Annotated in this window: 12 protein-coding genes and 1 pseudogene; 10 read left to right on the top strand and 3 right to left on the bottom strand. The window is 45.4% G+C overall.

Going from position 1 to position 20,389, the window contains the following annotated elements; genetic code table 11:
* Positions 1-3: 3 nt before the first annotated feature.
* The 3 genes and pseudogenes from mutS (at position 4) to eno (ending at position 5,757) form a co-directional block, all read left to right on the top strand.
* Positions 4-2,616, top strand: coding sequence for a DNA mismatch repair protein MutS (gene mutS / locus ACYX4W_RS07710; protein ID WP_476075451.1), 2,613 nt, complete (start codon positions 4-6; stop codon positions 2,614-2,616).
* A 156-nt stretch (positions 2,617-2,772) separates the two neighbouring features.
* Positions 2,773-4,404, top strand: coding sequence for a CTP synthase (locus tag ACYX4W_RS07705; RefSeq protein WP_461851445.1), 1,632 nt, complete (start codon positions 2,773-2,775; stop codon positions 4,402-4,404).
* A gap of 59 nt (positions 4,405-4,463) precedes the next feature.
* Positions 4,464-5,757, top strand: a pseudogene (gene eno / locus ACYX4W_RS07700) (phosphopyruvate hydratase).
* A 194-nt stretch (positions 5,758-5,951) separates the two neighbouring features.
* Here the strand turns inward: eno and ACYX4W_RS07695 are convergent.
* The gene (locus tag ACYX4W_RS07695) at positions 5,952-8,906 is read right to left on the bottom strand and encodes a TonB-dependent receptor (RefSeq protein WP_476075183.1); all 2,955 of its coding nucleotides are present in this window, start codon (positions 8,904-8,906) and stop codon (positions 5,952-5,954) included.
* Between the two features lie 522 nt (positions 8,907-9,428).
* On the opposite strand from ACYX4W_RS07695, the gene ACYX4W_RS07690 reads away from it, so the two are divergent.
* The 6 genes from ACYX4W_RS07690 (at position 9,429) to ACYX4W_RS07665 (ending at position 16,834) form a co-directional block, all read left to right on the top strand.
* Entirely contained in the window at positions 9,429-10,184 is a 756-nt protein-coding gene (locus tag ACYX4W_RS07690; protein WP_476075182.1) for a hypothetical protein, read from the top strand.
* A gap of 430 nt (positions 10,185-10,614) precedes the next feature.
* Positions 10,615-12,174, top strand: coding sequence for a 2-isopropylmalate synthase (leuA, locus tag ACYX4W_RS07685; protein WP_474808415.1), 1,560 nt, complete (start codon positions 10,615-10,617; stop codon positions 12,172-12,174).
* Positions 12,175-13,272 (top strand): 3-isopropylmalate dehydrogenase, encoded by a 1,098-nt coding sequence (leuB, locus tag ACYX4W_RS07680; RefSeq protein WP_474808416.1) that lies wholly within the window; start codon positions 12,175-12,177, stop codon positions 13,270-13,272. It abuts the gene before it with no gap.
* Between the two features lie 9 nt (positions 13,273-13,281).
* Entirely contained in the window at positions 13,282-14,682 is a 1,401-nt protein-coding gene (gene leuC, locus ACYX4W_RS07675) for a 3-isopropylmalate dehydratase large subunit (protein WP_476075181.1), read from the top strand.
* 3 nt (positions 14,683-14,685) lie between these two features.
* A complete protein-coding gene (leuD, locus tag ACYX4W_RS07670; RefSeq protein WP_476075180.1) occupies positions 14,686-15,291 on the top strand; it encodes a 3-isopropylmalate dehydratase small subunit in 606 nt (201 codons plus the stop codon).
* Positions 15,292-15,637: 346 nt separating this feature from the next.
* Positions 15,638-16,834 carry an HD-GYP domain-containing protein gene (locus ACYX4W_RS07665; RefSeq protein WP_476075179.1) on the top strand — a complete coding sequence of 399 codons (1,197 nt, stop codon included), beginning with the start codon at positions 15,638-15,640 and terminating at the stop codon, positions 16,832-16,834.
* A 123-nt stretch (positions 16,835-16,957) separates the two neighbouring features.
* Here ACYX4W_RS07665 and ACYX4W_RS07660 read toward each other — a convergent pair whose 3' ends face one another.
* The gene (locus ACYX4W_RS07660) at positions 16,958-18,133 is read right to left on the bottom strand and encodes a general secretion pathway protein GspB (RefSeq protein WP_476075178.1); all 1,176 of its coding nucleotides are present in this window, start codon (positions 18,131-18,133) and stop codon (positions 16,958-16,960) included.
* Positions 18,126-19,037, bottom strand: a complete 912-nt coding sequence (locus ACYX4W_RS07655; RefSeq protein ID WP_474827516.1) for an ExeA family protein — start codon at positions 19,035-19,037, stop codon at positions 18,126-18,128. The genes ACYX4W_RS07660 and ACYX4W_RS07655 overlap by 8 nt, the downstream gene beginning before the upstream one ends.
* Before the next feature lie 208 nt (positions 19,038-19,245).
* Between ACYX4W_RS07655 and ACYX4W_RS07650 the strand changes: the two genes are divergently transcribed.
* The gene (locus ACYX4W_RS07650) at positions 19,246-20,376 is read left to right on the top strand and encodes a tRNA nucleotidyltransferase/poly(A) polymerase-related protein (RefSeq protein ID WP_476075177.1); all 1,131 of its coding nucleotides are present in this window, start codon (positions 19,246-19,248) and stop codon (positions 20,374-20,376) included.
* The last annotated feature ends 13 nt before the right edge of the window (positions 20,377-20,389 follow it).

Below are 20,389 nucleotides of genomic sequence, written 5' to 3'. Positions count from 1 at the left end.
CCTATGATGCGCCAGTACCTGACTATTAAGGCGCAGCATCCGAATATTCTACTATTTTATCGCATGGGCGACTTTTATGAGTTGTTTTACGACGATGCCAAAAAAGCTGCGGAATTACTGGATATATCGCTAACAGCAAGAGGGAAATCTGGCGGCGAGCCTATCCCAATGGCGGGTGTGCCCTATCATGCAGTGGAGAGCTACCTCTCACGCTTAGTCAAGATGGGCGAGTCGGTTGCCATTTGTGAACAGGTTGGCGATCCGGCCACCAGTAAAGGCCCTGTTGAACGTGCAGTACAACGTATTGTTACGCCTGGTACAGTGACCGATGAAGCGCTACTAGAAGAACGTCGCGACAATATTCTTGCGGCAGTCTGCGGTCATAGTATGCATTATGGTTTAGCGACATTAGATGTTACAAGTGGCAGGTTCGTTATCTTTGAAAGCGATAGTGATGAAGGCCTATTGGCAGAGATTCAGCGCATTAACCCAGCAGAACTTCTTTATCCTGAAGGGTTTGAAAGTTTACCTCTTGTTGAAAACCGCAAAGGGCTTAGACGCCGTCCTGAATGGGAATTTGACATAGACACCGCCACAGAGCAATTAAACGCCCAGTTTGAAACCAAAACATTAGAAGGCTTTGGAATAAAAGGCGTCACTAAAGGCTTAGGCGCAGCGGGCTGTGTTTTACAATATGTAAAGGATACCCAGCGCACTGCTCTGCCCCACATTCGTCGCATTCAAACCGAACAGCAAGACAGCCGTGTGCAGCTTGATGCTGCCACGCGCAGAAATTTAGAACTTACCCATAATTTGTCGGGTGGGCAGGAAAATACGCTGTTTAGCGTGATGGATACCACCACCACGGCCATGGGTAGTCGTATGCTACAGCGCGTTATTCATTCGCCTTTAACAGACCAACATGAATTGCACAGCCGCTTAGATGCTGTTGAAACTTTCATTAACGACGACCCTGAAGATATTCGCACCGCGTTAAAGCACATTGGTGATATAGAACGTATTATGGCGCGATTAGCTCTTCGCTCTGCGCGTCCTCGTGACTTTGCTCGCCTAAAAAATGCGTTTAATGCATTGCCTGATTTACAAGATGCCTTAGCTAGGTTCGATACAGGCCAAGTCAGAAGTATCAGCGAAACCATTGGCACTTACCCTGAGCTTCAAGCCTTATTAAACGATGCCATTATTGATAATCCGCCAGTAGTAATACGGGATGGTGGCGTAATTGCCGAAGGCTACAACGCAGAGCTTGATGAGCTACGCAAGCTATCACAAGGCGCTACTGACTACCTAGACGCTATGGAGCAACGAGAGCGTGAGCGCACCGGCATTTCTACGCTAAAAGTGGGCTATAACAAGGTCCACGGTTTTTTTATTGAGATTAGCCGTGCAAACAGTGCTTTAGCGCCCGCTGAGTATATTCGCAGACAAACCCTAAAAAACACTGAACGTTATATAACACCAGAACTGAAAGAGCACGAAGATAAAGTGTTAAGCAGTCAGGGTGCTGCCCTTGCTCTTGAAAAGCAGCTTTATGAAGCCTTGTTCGACAGTTTTGCCCCATACTTAAATAACTTAATTGAAACCGCCGCAGCGCTAGCCAAGCTTGACGTGCTGTGCTGTTTTGCTGAACGTGCCGTGTCACTTGATTGGTATCGCCCAAACCTAAGCCAAGAATGCGCACTTACCTATGACGCTGGTCGCCACCCTGTGGTTGAAAACGTGATGAAAGATCCATTCATTGCTAACCCACTTCAGTTAGATACTGAGCGCCGCATGCTGATTATTACTGGCCCGAACATGGGCGGTAAATCGACCTATATGCGCCAAACCGCGCTCATTGCATTATTAGCCTGTATTGGCAGTTTCGTGCCTGCAGAAAATGCACACATAGGAAAGCTTGATCGCATCTTTACCCGTATTGGTGCATCGGATGATTTAGCTTCAGGTCGCTCAACCTTTATGGTTGAGATGACAGAAACGGCGAACATCCTAAACAATGCCACAGAAAATTCTTTGGTATTAATGGATGAAATAGGACGCGGTACCAGTACCTATGATGGTTTATCACTGGCTTGGGCCTGTGCAAGTTACTTAGCAAAACAGCTGAATGCTTATACCCTTTTTGCTACCCATTATTTCGAACTTACTGAACTACCTGAAACACAAAGTGGCGTGGTGAACGTGCACTTAGACGCGATGGAGTTTGAAGATACCATACGCTTCATGCATACCGTATCAGAAGGCGCGGCGAGTAAAAGCTTTGGTTTACAGGTTGCGCAACTTGCAGGTGTACCTAAAGCGGTAATAAAAGCGGCCCAACAAAAACTTGCCGTATTAGAGTCGTCACATCTTATGACCAGTGACGAGGCTGAAGCTGCTGGTAAATCAACTGAGTCAAAGCGTACTCGTAAAGACCTAAATAATACAAGCGCATCAGGTAAAGTCACATCAAATACCAAAGGCCAAGCTGAAATGCTATTTCCAGATAAACCGCACCCCGTGGTAGAGACACTTGAAAACTTATCGCCCGATGAGCTATCACCGCGCCAAGCGCTAGACCTTATTTACACACTTAAGCGTCTAAGCCAGTCTTAAACCAAGCTTAAGCGCGTATAAATTGCGCATCATGTGGGCAAATTGATTGTCTGCCCACATGATTTTGCGTATACTATCACCCCGTCCAAAGTGTAGCTGGTTTTGTTCTAAACTCAGCCTATATTTACCATACAACCCAAACGTTCTAGGTTTCGCATGACAAATTATATTTTCGTCACAGGTGGTGTAGTTTCATCGCTAGGTAAAGGTATTGCTGCAGCATCGCTGGCCGCAATTCTGGAAGCTCGCGGTCTCACCGTAACCATGTTAAAACTCGACCCTTACATCAATGTCGACCCGGGCACTATGAGCCCTATCCAGCATGGTGAAGTATTTGTTACTGATGACGGCGCTGAGACCGACCTCGATCTTGGTCACTACGAGCGTTTTATTCGCACCCGCATGACAAAGCGCAACAACTTTACTACCGGTCGCGTGTATGAAGAAGTACTTAAGCGCGAACGTCGCGGTGATTACTTAGGTGCAACTATTCAGGTGATCCCTCACATAACAAATGAGATCAAGCGCCGCGTAATTGAAGGTGCTGAAGGTCACGATGTGGCTATTGTTGAAGTGGGCGGAACCGTAGGTGACATCGAGTCACAACCATTCTTAGAAGCAATTCGCCAGCTTGGTACTGAAGTGGGCCGTGAACGCGCTATGTTCATGCACTTAACACTTGTGCCTTATATGCCAGCGTCAGGCGAAGTAAAAACTAAGCCTACACAGCACTCGGTAAAAGAACTGCGCTCGATTGGTATTCAGCCAGATATTCTTGTTTGTCGTTCAGTGGGTGCATTACCAGCCAGCGAACGTTCTAAAATCGCGCTGTTCACCAACGTTGCTGATAAAGCTGTTATTTCACTTAAAGACGTAGACAGCATTTACCGCATTCCTGCGGCACTTAAAGCGCAAGGTATGGACCAGCTGGTCGTAGACCGCTTTGGTTTAGAGTGCAACGAAGCAGACCTATCTGAGTGGGAGCAAGTGCTTTACGCAGAGTCTAACCCGACGGCTGAAGTAAACATCGGTATGATCGGCAAGTACGTTGAATTGCCTGATGCCTATAAGTCAGTCAATGAAGCGCTTAAGCATGCCGGCCTTAAAAACCGCCTGACCGTAAATATTCATCACATCGACTCACAAGATGTGGAAAGCAAAGGCACACAAATTCTAGAGCAGTTAGACGCTATCTTAGTACCTGGCGGCTTTGGTGAACGCGGTATTGAAGGTAAAATCGCAGCTGCCCGTTATGCTCGAGAGAACAAGGTGCCTTACCTAGGCATTTGTTTAGGTATGCAAGTCGCGCTTATCGAATATGCACGTAATGTGGCAGGTATGGAAAACGCGAACAGTACTGAATTTAACCCAGACACGCCTTATCCTGTTGTGGGTCTTATTACCGAATGGTTAGACGCTGCGGGTACCACTGAAGTACGTACCGAAACGTCTGACTTGGGCGGCACAATGCGCTTAGGTAGCCAGCTTTGCCACCTTATTGAAGGTACAAAAGTTCACGAGATGTATGGCGATGCTGAGATTTACGAGCGTCACCGTCACCGTTACGAAGTAAATAACAACCTGCGCGATCAAATTGAAGCGGCGGGATTAAAGGTAAGTGGTTTGTCCACTGACAAGCGACTTGTAGAAGTGGTGGAAATCCCTGATCATCCATGGTTCATTGCGGGCCAATTCCACCCTGAGTTCACATCAACTCCTCGGGATGGACACCCACTATTTACTGGTTTCGTTGCTGCGGCAGGAAAATACCAGAAAGAAAATCACTAATTTCTAATAAAAGGGGTGCTCTCTCCCGTTGCGCCCCATTCAATTGTTGAGGAAAAAACATGGCGAAAATTAGTCGCATTATCGGACGCGAAATCTTAGATTCACGCGGAAACCCTACTGTAGAAGCAGACGTATATTTAGAATCGGGCGTAATGGGCCGAGACTGCAGCACCATCTGGTGCCTCTACTGGTAGCCGCGAAGCACTAGAACTACGCGACGGCGACAAGTCTCGTTACCTAGGTAAAGGTGTAACAAAGGCAGTTGCAGCAGTTAACGATACCATCGCGCCAGCACTTATCGGCAAAGATGCACTAGCACAAGCTGATATCGACGGCATCATGATTGACCTTGATGGCACAGAAAACAAAGAGACCCTTGGCGCAAACGCGATCCTTGCTGTTTCTCTTGCTGTAGCTAAAGCGGCAGCGGCGGAAAAAGGCGTAGCGCTTTACGAGCACATTGCAGACCTTAACGGCACATCTGGTCAATACTCAATGCCTGTACCTATGATGAACATCATCAACGGTGGTGAGCACGCTGACAACAATGTAGACATTCAAGAGTTCATGGTACAGCCAGTTGGCGCGAAGAGCTTCAAAGAAGCACTACGCATGGGTGCTGAAATCTTCCACGCACTTAAGAAAGTACTTTCTGCTAAAGGCCTTAACACAGCAGTTGGCGACGAAGGTGGTTTTGCACCTAACCTTAGCTCAAACGCTGAAGCACTAGCAGTTATCGTTGAAGCCGTTGAAAATGCCGGCTACAAAATGAATGAAGACATCACCCTTGCACTAGACTGTGCGGCGTCTGAATTCTACAAAGAAGGCAAATATGTACTATCTGGCGAAGACAAGAGCTTCGATTCAGAAGCGTTTGGCGACTACCTTGCTGACCTTTCTTCACAATACCCAATTGTATCAATTGAAGATGGCCTAGACGAAAGCGACTGGGACGGCTGGGCAAGCCTAACTAAGAAGATTGGTGACAAAGTACAGCTAGTTGGTGACGACTTATTTGTAACTAACACTAAAATTCTTAAGCGCGGTATCGATAACGGTATTGGTAACTCAATCCTTATCAAGTTCAACCAAATCGGTTCACTAACTGAAACCCTTAACGCAATCAAAATGGCGAAAGACGCTGGCTTTACAGCGGTTATCTCTCACCGTTCTGGCGAAACTGAAGATGCGACCATTGCTGACCTTGCAGTAGGTACAGCGGCGGGTCAAATTAAGACTGGTTCACTGTGTCGTTCTGACCGTGTTGCTAAGTACAACCAACTTCTTCGCATTGAGGAAGCGCTAGGTGACGCAGCTACCTATAAAGGCCGTAGCGAAATTAAAGGTCAATAAGCTTAAGCCAAATATGGTTTAACTAGCTTTGTTGAAAGGCACCAGCGTAATTCGCGGTGCCTTTTTTGTTTGCCCAGCGATGCTGACAAACAAAAAAAGCCCTAACTGGCGTTAGGGCTAATGCACACATCACAACCACACTTTGTGATCCAGGGTGTAGCTACTGCCGCGTGTCACGGCAGTTGTTTTACAAATTAAAAACGATAGTTTGCACCTACAGTAATTCTTCGGTCAGTAAGACCTTGGAAGCACAGAAGTGAGCCTTCGTTAACACAGTACTGCTCTACTTCGGACTCAGTAATGTTTACTGCCTCAACACCAATATTAAGGTTTTCGTTAACATCGTAAGTCACGCTTGCATTTAACTGACCACGGTCAGCTTGTACCGCTGGGAAGCCCCATGGGAAGCTAGACGTACTACCAAAGTCATCGGTGCGATAAGCTTCACGCCATGTGTAGCGCATACGAGCAGATAAACCAAACTTCTCGTAGTAAAGCGTAATGTTGTAAGCGTTCTCTGAAAGGTTTAATAAGCCTTGAACTGCGCTAACCTCTTCATCGCTTCCAGTAGTAGCAGCAAAAACGTTAGCTGCACGGCTTGTAGCCGTATTCTCAGCTTCACCACCATCAAATTCTTGAATGGTATAGTTAGCAAGCACACCAAAGCCTGAAGCCCAACCTAGCTCACTTTCAAAGCCAGATAAATCATATTGAACCGCAAATTCGATACCTTTCTGGGTTGTTTCACCCGTATCGTTAATTTTCGTCTCTGTCCCTACACAAACGCCTGTACCAAGCTCAGGGCCAAACACGTTAATATCAGCAATTGGGTTAAAGACACCACCACCTTCACAAGGGTCAGTTAGGTCGCGATAGCCTGTCGTCGGGTCTTCAAATGGGCTTACAATTTGATCTACGAACAAATCTTTACGAGTTTTGTGGAAGATACCCACACTTACTACACTGGCTTCAGCAAAGTACCACTCGGCCGCTAAGTCATAAGAAATAACTTCTTCTGGCGTTAAGTTTGGGTTACCAATAGCCACATTAGGGTTAGGGCTTGTGCTGAAGGTCACTGACGTTGATAAGTCATTGAAGTTAGGACGACGGATATCTTTACCCGCACCAAATCTTAATACTACGTCATCAGTAACATCTGCCACTAAGTTGAAACGAGGTAGAATGAAGTCGTAATCGCCAGTGTTAGTCACTCGAGAAACCAACTCATTACCTTCATCGTCTACGGTTATTGAGTTACCCACAGACGTTACGTCTGTTTGCAGATAACGAACACCAAAGTTACCGCGGAACATTTCATACTCAAAGTTAGCCTGTGCGTACAATGCATGGGTTTCTTCTTCAATGTCAAAGAAGCCTGATGAGCTTGCCGTAGGAGCACTTAACGAACGTGTAGAACCATGTGCTTCCATTGCCGCTTGAAGCGTCGCTAGTACCGCATCAGGGTCAGATGACACTTGCTCAGGGTCAATTAACAGGAAGTCACTAACGTAAAGCGCACGTCCGTCTGCATCGTTGAAGTTATCAGGGCCCGCAACCAACAAGTCACTAAATAAGCTGCCTCGAGGACTATCTTCCATTGTACGCAAGCCAACGCTAGTACCAATATCCTCACGTTTGCTACCAGATTTGTTGTAGCGGTAACCAAAATCCACTGACGTAATCATAGTATCCACGTAATACGTAAAATCTACGCGGAATGCATCTTCAAAGTTTTCGGTAGTATCACGACCAATATTTACATCACGAAGCACTACATTGTTCGGGTCAAGTAATTGTTCAACCGTAGGAGCATACTCAGCGCCTTCAGCAATACCAAACGTCAATGCGCCGCCTGTCAGGTCATAAGCAAAAGGAACAGAGTTATCGTTTGCACCTCCGGCATCTAACGGCGCGTTTGGATTGATAAAGTTAAGGGTTGTATTGAAGCTTGGCGTTGTAGTGTCAGATGTTGTTGATGCAACTTCCGCAAACACGCTCCACTTTTCGCCCTGCCATTCTCCACCTAGACGGAATATCTCGCTTTTAGTTACACGTGAATTAGTATCGCTTGAGAAACGTAAGTTAGGATCGTCGTCGTCGTTTTCCAAATTCACAGGGATAACACCACGCAGTGCTGCCTGTATAGAACCTAAGTTTGTACCACCTAATGAACCAAAGTTGATAGTTTCAAACTCATCAGGAACAGAAATGTCATTAAGCGCGCTTACCCCTGACGCTTGAACACGAGAACTCTCTTGCAGACGTTCTTGATCATTAATAATAGCGTCAAAGAAAAACTTGGTGTTGTCATTAGGCGCCCATTCAATGGTACCTACAAGGTTTTTAGTTTCGTACTCAAAGTTATCGTAGTCTTGAACGAAGAACTGGATAGGTAGAAAATCAAAAGACTGAGCACTTGCTACGCCACTATCTGAAGCAACTAGGTTATCTCTATCTGCGCGAGGACGAAATGCCGTTACGTCTTGCTGAGCATAACTACCACTTATTACCACACCAATGGTACCGTGGTCGGTATCCCAATTATCGCCAAATGTTCCCGAAATACGAGGTTGGAAGTTGCTATCGGTGGTTAAGTTGCTGTTCTCACCTTGTACACGAAATGCTGCAAGCTGTTCATTAAGCTGTAAGGGTCGGATGGTTTTTAGGTTAATTGTACCACCCACTGAACCTTCGATGGTTTTAGCGTCGGGCGACTTAGTCACTTCCAAGCCAGCAATAATTGCAGCTGAAACGTCTTCAAAATCAATACCGCTTCGACCTGCACCAGAACCAACGGTGGAAACACCGTTAATTTCTGTACGGTTAGCATCGGTACCACGAATTTGTACGCCTGTACCAACACCTGCTTCACGAGTGATTTGAATACCGGTAATGTTTTCTAGTACTTCTGCTAAATTTTGGTCTGGTAACTTACCAATATCCTCTGCTTCGATAACTTCAACAAGGTTATTTTTAAAGCGTTTTTCATTCATTGCGCTAGCGAGTGACGCTCGGATACCCGATACCTCAATGACTTCAACATCTTCGTTTTGTTCTTGCTGTGTTTCTTGTGCGTTTACTGATGCGGTTAGGCTTAGTGTCGTAGCCGAAAGTACCGCAAGTGTAATCTTTGATAATTTGTGTGCCATGTGTGTTTTCCTCTTAAGGATTGAGGAATGTCTAATCACTCATTCCTTACCACTTAATTGATTTGCAACTTACCCGCCCTGCAAATTTGCCTTACACCTACTTTACAAGACAGTTACAAAAGTAAGACAAGTTTTTACATTGGTCAACATAAAATGTTAAAAAAATGGTCAAATATATTTATTATTTTGGCATTACCAATATTTATAAAGGATGATTAAATAAGGTTCAACATCACGAAAAACACCAAGCAAACTATAAAATACAATGACTTACGCAATTTAAATGTATTTTTCGTTGTTTTTAACATTACTTACACAAGCGGTAAGCTTTGCAACATAATTGGTCATACAGGTTGGTTATTAATAAGTAGTATGCCAATCCATTGTTTAAAAAAAGGATGAAACTTAAATTTGGCGTTCGCTCAGCTCATTGGAGACAATACCTATTGAAATCGCTATGTGGCGCTTATTGCCGTTTCTTGATACGGTTAAACAATAATCAAACACATGTGCAGATAAGTAATGACATCAGAGAAACCTTCTTCTCGATCTCAAACAGGCTTTTTCAGTGAATCGGGTGAATTAGGGGGAAGCCATGCGCAGTTCACCGAAATTTGTACTGCGCTCTATGAGAGAGAATTATTGACACTTGCTCATTTGAACACAAACAATGCTTCGATGATAAAACGTCGAATGGGTGGCCTGCCCTATCATATTCGAAGCGTTGCTCGCTTTATGGTTACACAACTTCAATTGTCCCCTCCGCTGAAAGTCGATACGCACAATGGAAGTTGGTTTGCTAAGCAACCGAGTAAGTGTCCTGGTTCAACGCAAGATAATGAAAAATGCGTGCAATGGTTCAAGAAGAATACGGATTACGGTTTAGTTGTTCCTGTACTCGTTCAAAGCATTGAAGGACTTACGATTGAACTTGATTCTATTGATATGTTTCGCGAGTCTAGGGATAAGATTCATTTAAATAAGCATGGTTGGTTCGATATAGGCAAAGGCCAATTAACTAAAAAATGCGCGTCACAAGATGCTATTAACATTCAACCGATTGATGAACTATCAAAAAGCGTATTCTCTTCGTCCCAACTATCAAGCACAACACTTACGTTGCTAAAACCTACTAAAGCTATAATGAGTAGTGCTTGCTGCGGTCATATGTGGAACTATAAATCAAAATCTAGCCCGCGTTCTCTTTCGTTACGAGAGATGCGCTTATCCACTCGGCTCAATTGGAAAAATTTCACTTCAACACGCAGCAAGCAATAATTATTCACTTTTACTGCATGGTATTTCACTAATCAGAAAACCATCTTTTTAAGTTTTTTAGTATATGCATCCTAACAACCTGCTTAAGCGATATTAAGATTTACTTAATATTACGTAAAGTGTGAGGCACCTTAAACCTAAAGAGCGAATATTAGGATATCCATCCTAAATAATTAAAAGATAGCTTTTATATACGAAAAATATACTCATTATCGTAAACAATGGTTGACCTCTCCCCGTCACATGGGTACATTGTCGCTATCAACTTGGTCAGCAAAGAAACAACAGCAAATGCGTATTCGTTTTCTTCTTCTATCTCTACTCCTTATGGCAGCCAGACTGCACGGGTAGATTGCGACCAGCGATTTAAATTCACAAAAACCCGTGCCAAGCACGGGTTTTTTTTTAACTATTCAACTGAGAGAGCGTCATGACAAATCAAGTGAAGATCTTTGATACCACATTGCGAGACGGTGAGCAGGCCTTACCTGCAAGCCTAAGTGCCAAAGAGAAATTACAGATCGCGCTGGCGCTCGAACGCTTAGGCGTAGATATTATTGAGGCGGGTTTTCCCGTGTCTTCTCCTGGTGACTTCCGCTCTGTACAAATGATTGCAAAAGAGGTTAAAAACTCTGTTGTTTGTGGCCTATCTCGTGCTTTGCCAGGCGATATTGATGCCTGTGGTCAAGCGCTAAGCGTCGCAGAACAATTTCGTATTCATACCTTCATCGCTACGTCAGAGATTCACGTAGGTGCCAAGCTTCGCAAGTCACAAGATGAAATTGTTGAAATGGCGGTGAAGGCGGTTAAGCATGCACGTCAATACACAGATGACGTTGAATTTTCGTGTGAAGACGCCGGTCGTACTCACATAGACTATCTATGCCGCATGGTAGAAGCTGCGATTAATGCCGGTGCAACTACCGTGAATATCCCAGATACAGTGGGCTACACCACACCTACAGAGTTCGGCGGCATTATCCAGCAATTGTTTAATCGAGTGCCCAACATCGACAAAGCTACAATCTCCGTTCACTGTCACAACGACTTGGGCTTAGCGGTAGCAAATTCATTAGCTGCTGTTGAGCAAGGTGCAAGACAGGTCGAATGTACTATAAACGGAATTGGTGAGCGTGCTGGTAATGCATCGCTTGAAGAAATCGCGATGATCTTGCAAACCCGTAAGAGCATGTTGGGCATTGATACCAATATCAACTCAACCGAAATTTCTCGCACCTCTAAATTAGTTAGCCAGCTTTGTAATATGCCGGTTCAGGCCAACAAAGCCATTGTAGGTGCCAATGCGTTTAGTCACTCTTCAGGTATTCACCAAGATGGTGTTTTAAAAGCGCAAAATACCTATGAAATTATGACGCCGGAAAGTGTGGGCATTAATAAGAATAATCTAAACCTAACGTCTCGCTCTGGCCGCCATGTAATTAAGCACCGCTTAACAGAGTTGGGTTACAAAGCAGAAGACTACGATTTAGAAGCCGTGTATGACGCATTCTTAAAGCTAGCGGACAAGAAAGGTCAAGTATACGACTACGACCTTGAAGCATTATTGTTCTTCGATAAGCAAAAGCATGATCAAGCACACTTCCAGTTGCTATACCTTCAAGCAAACTCAGGCCGTGAAATCATCCCAAGCGCTACGGTCAAAATGAAAGTGGGCGATGAAGAAATTACTCAATCTAGTATTGGAAATGGACCTGTTGATGCGGCTTACAAAGCTATTATGTCTATACTGGGCCACGAAGATTTAGAAGTTGTCGACTTTAAACTAGATTCAAAAGGTGAAGGTGCCGATGCCTTGGCACAAGTGAGCGTTATCGCCACATATAAAGGTCGCCGTTTCCACGGGATTGGGCTTGCTACAGACATTGTAGAAGCCGGCGTTAAAGCCCTTATCTTTGTATTAAACAACACATATTTAGCCGATCAGATTGATCAGCAGAAAAATCAACAAGAACGCGTTGCAGGAGTATAAATGAGCCAGTATTCAATTGCCGTATTAGCCGGAGACGGTATCGGCCCAGAAGTTATGCAGGAAGCCAATAAGGTTTTAGATGCTGTTGAAAAGAAGTTTAACGTTAGCTTAAACCGTACTGCATACCCTGTAGGTGGCTACGCCATTGATACTGAAGGTGAAGCTCTGCCCTCTAAAACCTTGCTGGGCTGCGAACAAGCCGATGCAATTTTGTTTGGCAGTATCGGCGGCCCTAAATGGGACACATTACCGCTAGAACAACGCCCTGAGCGTGCCGCATTGCTTACCCTTCGCAGCCATTTTGACCTGTTCAGTAACTTACGCCCAGCTCGCATTTATCCGGGCCTTGAAAGCCTGTCTCCCCTTCGTGAAGACATTGCTAAATCAGGCGTAGACGTTTTAGTTGTGCGTGAGCTAACCAGCGGCATTTACTTTGGTCAGCCAAAGGGCCGTGAAGGTGAAGGCGAAGAAGAGTTCGCGTATGACACCATGCGCTATAGCAAACGTGAAATTCGCCGTATTGCTATTGCAGCGTTTGAAGCAGCACAGAAGCGTCGCGGCAAAGTGACTTCAGTAGACAAAGCCAACGTACTGGTAACCAGCCGCTTATGGCGTGAAATTGCTGAAGAAGTCGCAACAGACTATCCAGATGTAGAGCTAGACCACATCTACATCGACAACGCCACTATGCAAATAATGAAGAATCCGGCGCAGTTCGATGTGATGCTGTGTTCAAACCTTTTTGGCGATATCGTTTCTGATGAATGCGCCATGATGACAGGCTCTATGGGCTTGTTGCCATCGGCAAGCATGAACGAAGAAGGCTTCGGCCTTTATGAGCCAGCAGGCGGTTCGGCCCCAGATATTGCAGGGCAAGGCATTGCTAACCCTATCGCACAAATTTTATCAGCCGCTATGATGCTGCGTTTCAGCATGAACTTAGGCGATGCTGCCGACGCAATTGAAAAAGCAGTGGTAGCGACACTAGAAGCAGGTGTACTTACGGGCGAGTTATTACCTGCAGATAAACGCAGTCAAGCGGCAAGCACGTCGCAAGTAGGCGATGAAATCGTTAAACAATTAATGGCGCAGGAGTAAAAACATCTCATGGCCAAGACCTTATATGACAAAGTGTGGCAAGCCCACATTATCGACCAAATCGGTGAAGACAGTTTAATTTATATCGACCGCCACTTAATTCACGAAGTGACGTCGCCTCAGGCATTTGCTGGTCTTAATGAAAAAGGCCGCAAAGTACGGCGTCCTGACCGCACGGTTGGCACCATGGACCACAGTATTTCAACTCGTTCATTAGCAATCGATGCCTGTGGACCAGCCAATGCACTTCAGCTACAAACCTTGGCAAAAAACTGTGAAGATCACGGCATTCAGCTATTTCCAGTGGGTCACCAAAAGCAAGGTATTGTGCACGTTATGGGGCCTGAATTAGGTTTAATTCAGCCAGGCATGACGGTGGTGTGTGGTGACTCACATACTGCGACTCACGGTGCATTTGGTGCGCTGGCCTTTGGTATTGGTACCTCTCAGGTAGAGCATGTTCTAGCTACGCAAACGCTAAAGCAAAGCCGTGCTAAAAGCATGCTGATTAACGTTAATGGCAAGCTTCCTGTAGGTATTACCGCAAAAGACATCATTCTTGCCATTATTGGGAAGATTGGACACGCTGGAGCTACTGGCCATGTTATCGAATACGCGGGTGAAGCTATCCGCGGTTTGAGCATGGAAGAGCGCATGACAGTGTGTAACATGAGTATTGAAGCTGGCGCGAAAGCTGGCCTTGTTGCGCCTGATGAAACAACATTTGCCTACCTTGAAGGCCGCGAATACGCACCTAAGGGTCAAGACTGGGAAGACGCAGTCGCTTATTGGAAGACCCTTTATACCGAAGAAGGCGCAACCTTCGACACTGTGGTTGAACTTGAAGCAGCAGATATCGCTCCTCAGGTTACTTGGGGTACCAACCCAGGTCAGGTCATTGGCGTAAACACACCGGTACCAGCCCCTGAAGATTTCAGCGACCCGATTGAAAAAGAAAGCGCGGTAAAAGCACTCGAATACATGGGTTTGAAGCCAGGCGAAAAGCTAGCTGATATTCCGGTAAATCACGTATTTATTGGCTCATGTACTAATGGGCGTATTGAAGATATGCGTGCAGCGGCACAAATTGCCAAGCGCGGTAAAGTCGCCGATTCAGTAACAGCTATTGTTGTTCCGGGCTCTGGTAATGTTAAGCGCCAAGCAGAAGCTGAAGGTTTAGATAAAATCTTTATCGATGCTGGCTTTGAATGGCGTTTGCCAGGCTGCTCTATGTGCCTTGGTATGAATGACGACAAGCTAGTAGCAGGCGATAGATGTGCCTCTACCAGTAACCGTAACTTTGAAGGCCGACAAGGCCGTGGTGCGCGTACTCATTTAGTAAGCCCAGCAATGGCTGCTGCTGCGGCAATTACCGGTCGCTTTGCTGACGTTAGAGATTATCAGGAGTAATTTATGTCTGAACAAGGTTTTACACAACACACAGGCATTGCTGCGCCGCTTGATCAGGCGAATGTCGATACCGACCAAATTATTCCAAAGCAGTTTCTAACCGGCGTAACGCGTGCTGGCTACGGCAAGCACTTGTTTCACGACTGGCGTTATTTAGATTTAGAGGAGAAAGAGCCAAACCCAGCGTTCGCGCTGAATAAGCCTGAGCACAAAGGCGCAAGTCTATTACTAGCTCGCGAAAACTTTGGTTGTGGTTCAAGCCGTGAGCACGCGCCGTGGGCACTTGCCGACTTCGGTTTTAAAACGGTTATTGCCACCAGCTTTGCTGATATTTTTTACGGCAACTGCATTAATAATCAGCTAGTGCCAGTGGCATTATCAAGCGAACAAATGGACGCTTTGTTTGCTGCAGTGAAGGCAGACCCAGCAACTAAGATCACCGTTGATCTTCCAGCGCAAACGGTAAGTTTTAACGATAAAAGCTTCAGCTTCGTTATTGCTGAGCATCACAAAAATAACCTTATTAAAGGCTTAGATGCTATCGGTCAAACGCTTGAACTCACAAGTGCTATAGAAGCCTTCGAAGATAAACAGCCCGTGTGGTTGTAAAAGCGTGGGGCTTTAGCGCTTAACAAAGCCCTAGCATGACACATGGGTGCTGTCGCGAGATGGCACCCTGTTTATTTCTCTCATCTATGCCTCTACCTTAACTTCGCATCAAGACGTCTAATACCAGTCCGCATTAAAAATATCAGTTCACCTGATTTGAGCTATAAGCAACTTCTCGGCACATTTACACGTCACACGTTTTCTCACGAATTCGTTAATCCTATATTCGCCGACTCTAGCTATACTAAAGACTAATAAACTCCTCACTTTTTTCACTGGAATATCGTACTATTCGTTTCTATTGTAATTGAAGGCTATGGCAACGTTGTGCCTCACAGGAGAGATAATGCTAGAACAGGTACCCATTGATGATTTGCAGCCAGGAATGTACGTCAATCAAGTACTTGAACAAACAGGTTCACTTAAAATGCGCTCTAAAGGCATTGTGAAAACACAAGCCATTATTGATAGTCTAAAATCGAAAGGTATTTTAAGCGTCGAAGTAGATCTTGCGAAATCTAAGCTGCCGGAGCCAGCTGTGCCACCCGAGCCAGCTAAAGAAAAAGATTCTGAAGTGACTAAACCGGTTGTTAAGCCAGTGGGTCGTGATTCAATTAATGAAGCCAACGAGCTTTACAGCAGCGCAATTGCCATTCAAAGCAGCTTTTTAAAGTCGCTTAAAAATGGGGCGGTAAAAGATTTGTCTCCCATGGAGTCGCTGTCGCAAAGCCTGATCGAAAGTGTATTTGATAATAAAGATGCGCTGAGCTGCCTGACTATGATCAAGGATACCGACCAGTACCTTCTTGAGCACAGTATTAATTGCAGTGTACTAAGCGGCATTTTCTGTGAGTTTCTTGGCTATGACAGAGATACCACAGAGCAAGTGAGTTTAGGTGCCCTATTGATGGATATCGGCATGTCTTCCCTGCCAGATGAAATTCGCAATAACACAGGCGAATTTTCCAGTGATGATTGGGAAGTGATGAAAACCCACGTTGAAATTGGTGCAGACCTAGTTGAACAGTGTGGCGATATTTCTGACCTATCGCTACGCATCATTGAAGAGCATCACGAGCGCGTTGATGGAAGCGGCTACCCGAGAGGATTGGTTGGTGACAAAATTTCAGAGTTCGCGCGTATTGCTGCCATTGTGGATGCATACGATGCCATGACATCTAATCGTACGCACAAAAACAGTATCACGCCTACTCAGGCGCTAAAGCGACTAACTGCGACAGATAACTTAGACCAAGAATTGGTAAAACAATTTATCCAGTGTATTGGCGTGCACCCTGTAGGTTCTTTGGTACGTTTGAAAAGCGGTAAGTTAGGCATTGTAAGTAAAATTAATCCCAAAGATCCAGTAAGCCCTCACGTAATGACTTTCTACAGCGTTACCTCGCAACATTTTAATGAAGTGAAGCGAATTGACTTAAGCCAATATGATGATGAGATTGTATCGGGGGTTCGCCCAGAAGAGTTTAGCTTGAACCTGCCTAAATTCTTTAAAGACGTTTTTGTGAATCAAATGCCACTGTAAACCCATTTTATCCGTATTGCTGGCAAAACAAAAAGGTGCTTAAAGGCCCTGAATTCAGGGCCTTTATTTTCATAGTACTCACTGTATTTCTGATGAATTTTTCTGCTCTAATCGATGAAACGACTACCAGTCAGTTAATGCCGCCATGGTAAAGATTTCATCTTCAAAAGAGAGCACCACACGCTGTGCTTCAATGTTTACAATTTGCACTCTGTCGGCAATCCAGTCGCCCTCGCCTATCTGACGTCCATTGACTCTGACCCATCTATCGGCTGGTCGAGAAGCATACATGTGTGCACTAAAATTCATTGTAGGAAGGCGCGTTAGCAAGCGAACGGGCAATTGATCGACACGAGGCAAGTCGTCCTTAACTGTGACTTTAGTTTCTTCTTCGGCCGGAGTATCGTCTTGCGCTTTTGAGTCTAATGCCGCCACAGCAGCGTTAAAGCGCGCCATAAGCTCTGGCGACACTGATACGTCAGATTGAGGTGCGGTTTCGTTTAACACTGTACCTTCGTAATCTTGTGAAGACTGAGTTTCGCTTGAGTTACTACCCTGTGTAGCCGCTACACTGTCATCTGCTTTGTTGCTTCGCGCAATGTCGGGCTGTGTGTTTGGCTCAATGGCTGCTTCGCTAGAGGAGGTCGTGTTGGCAACTATATCGACAGCTTCGTCTTTAGGAACATTCGAACTGCCACTTTGTGTACCCGTCTGGTCTGTAGGTTGTGTTTGTTCACTTTTATTTTCCGAAGTAGCGGGCATTTCGCTACCGCTTTGCGTAGCGACAAGCTCCGAAGTGTCCTCGCTTTTGTCTTCCTTTTCAGCGCTGGTTTCGGATGCTGTCGTAGGTGCTGCCGTGTGCGCCGTTAACATCGGCCACCAGCGCTTGGCTGTGGCTGCGGAAAAGCCAATGCATAAACCGCCAAGAATAACGACGGCAAATAGCGCAACTTGCTTAGTGTATAGCTTCCACGCCGAAGGTAATCCTTCTACTGTTGGCAAAAACAAACTGCGATTAAACTGCTCATTGAGCGATTTATCAAACGTGGCGCTTGTATCATGCTCGCCGCGAAGCAAAGCTTGGGTTTGCGTTCTGTGATGTGTAGTCGCGGGGGCTATTTCCACGGTTTGCTCAGGGTCTATTTCAACCTCTTGCACACCCATTTCAGCCAAGCCCTGCACCATGGCGTCGCTGGTCACTAAGCCCGACTTTCTAATTTTAACCGGCCCGTTCTGCTTGATGATTTGGACAATCACCATGCCGGGCGTTAGATTTTCAATGGCAACGATATTAGACATACAAGCTCCCTAACCCGTAACCGAAAATAATGGCCAAAACAAACGCCGATGCTAGATACCATTTACGCTGGCTTTGCACGCGCTGACTGACAACATCTTCACCTAGAATTTGCTCTGCCGCGGCCAAGAATATAGGCTTTTGCACAACCGCATGCTGCTTAGTAAAAGATAAGGTTAACGCCCGGTCGCACAGCAAATTAATTACCCTTGGTATTCCCCCAGTAATCTGATGCACCGCGCGCAATGTAGACTTACTGAAAATACTGATATCACCTTCAGCCACGCTTAAGCGGTGTGCTATGTAAGCACTAACTTCTGGCGCAGTTAAGGGCAGCAGATGATAACGAGCGGTAATGCGTTGAGCTAGCTGACGTAATTCGTTACGCTTTAACAACTGCTGTAATTCAGGCTGACCAATCAGTACGACCTTTAACAGCTTTTCACGGTTTGTTTCAAGGTTGGTCAATAAACGAAGTTGTTCTAATACTTCAGGCAGTAGATGCTGTGCTTCATCTACCATAAGTACCGTGTTAATGCCTGCTTGGTGATTTTCGGCCAGCTTAGACAAAATTAAATCAGTAAAATACTTAAGGCTGGCTTTCTCTGGCGTATAGGGTAAGCCTAGTTCATCACACACCGTCGCTAATAGCTCAAGAGCAGATAAGGTAGGGTTTAATATCATAGCTACCTGGGTATTGTCCGGTAGCTGCTGCAACAATTTTCTTGAAACTGTGGTTTTCCCAGTGCCCACTTCTCCGGTGAGCATCACAAAGCCACCGCTTTCCCTAAGGCCGAAGGTCAAATGGGCTAATGCCTCTTTGTGTCTTGGGCTCATATACAAATAATCGGGGTTAGGCGCAATCGAAAAAGGATTGTCATTTAACCCGAAGTAGTTCAAATACATGGTTGCTGAAGCGCCTATCTGTTTTAATTTTTAACGACGATTAAACTACCAGACGCAACCTTGAAGTGAAAGCGCATAACGATGTGGCGACGAATTTTATTTGTAACATTGCTATACTGCGCCACTATAAATTAAGACTGTTGAATACGGTTATACGCCAAATATCAACACGTCTAACTTTTACTGACAAAAAGACGATTGGAAGAGCATGCAAGTATATCTCGTTGGTGGCGCAGTACGTGACGCACTGTTGAACAGAAAAGTTGTAGAACGCGACTATGTAGTGGTGGGCGCCACACCGCAAGAAATGCTTAGCCAGGGTTATACCCAAGTAGGCAAAGACTTCCCTGTTTTTTTACACCCAAAAACACAGGAAGAATATGCGCTAGCTCGCACTGAACGTAAATCAGGAAAAGGCTACACGGGCTTTGTTTGTGACGCTTCAAGTACCGTAACTCTGGAAGAAGACTTACTGCGCCGAGATCTTACCGTTAATGCGATAGCTCAAGATAACCTTGGTAACCTTATTGACCCTTATGGTGGTAAAAAAGATTTAGAAAACCGCATACTTCGCCACGTATCTGAAGCCTTTAGTGAAGACCCGCTTCGGGTATTTCGCGTTGCTCGGTTTGCAACCCGCTATGCTTATTTGGGGTTTACTATCGCCACTGAAACCATGGCTCTTATGCAGTCTATGGCGCAAAGCGGCGAGCTAAGCACGCTAAGTGCAGAGCGGGTATGGCAAGAAACAAAGCGCAGTCTTTTAGAGAAAACACCCCATGTTTTTTTCACTGTATTGAATCAAGCTCATGGCCTCAATGACTGGTTCGCTGAACTTGAAAGTAAGCTAGATACTGCTCTGGAAACGTTAAAAACGGCGGTAGCCCTAGAAAAGGCTGAAAGCAGCGATTCAGAAACTGCTAGGCTGATAATAAGGTTTACAGCCCTGCTCACTCACCTTGATGAGGAAGAAGCAAAACGTTTGTGCGGCCGTTTGAAAGTGCAGAACCAAGTTAGTGAAATCGTCAGCCTTGCCTGCAAATTCAAAGGCTTTCTTTTGAACGCGCAGAACTCGCCCGCCGATTTACTTGCCCTGTTCAATGGCTGTGATGCATGGCGCAGAGAGGAACGTTTCACATTATTACTTAGCGCTTTTGCGCCTTATGCTCATAACAAGGGCATAGATTGGCAACGCCAACGAAAGCGCATTGAAAATGCATTATCAGCCGCCAACCAAGTGAACGTGCAAGATATCATTGCCACGGGCGTTAAAGGCCCTGAAATAAAAGACGCGATTAACCGGGCAAAGCTATCCGCTATTGCCTGTATTAATACATAATTGTGCTAAAGCA

This window comes from Alteromonas sp. ABH4_454, assembly GCF_056311775.1.
This window is presented reverse-complemented; position numbering and strand designations above follow the sequence as displayed.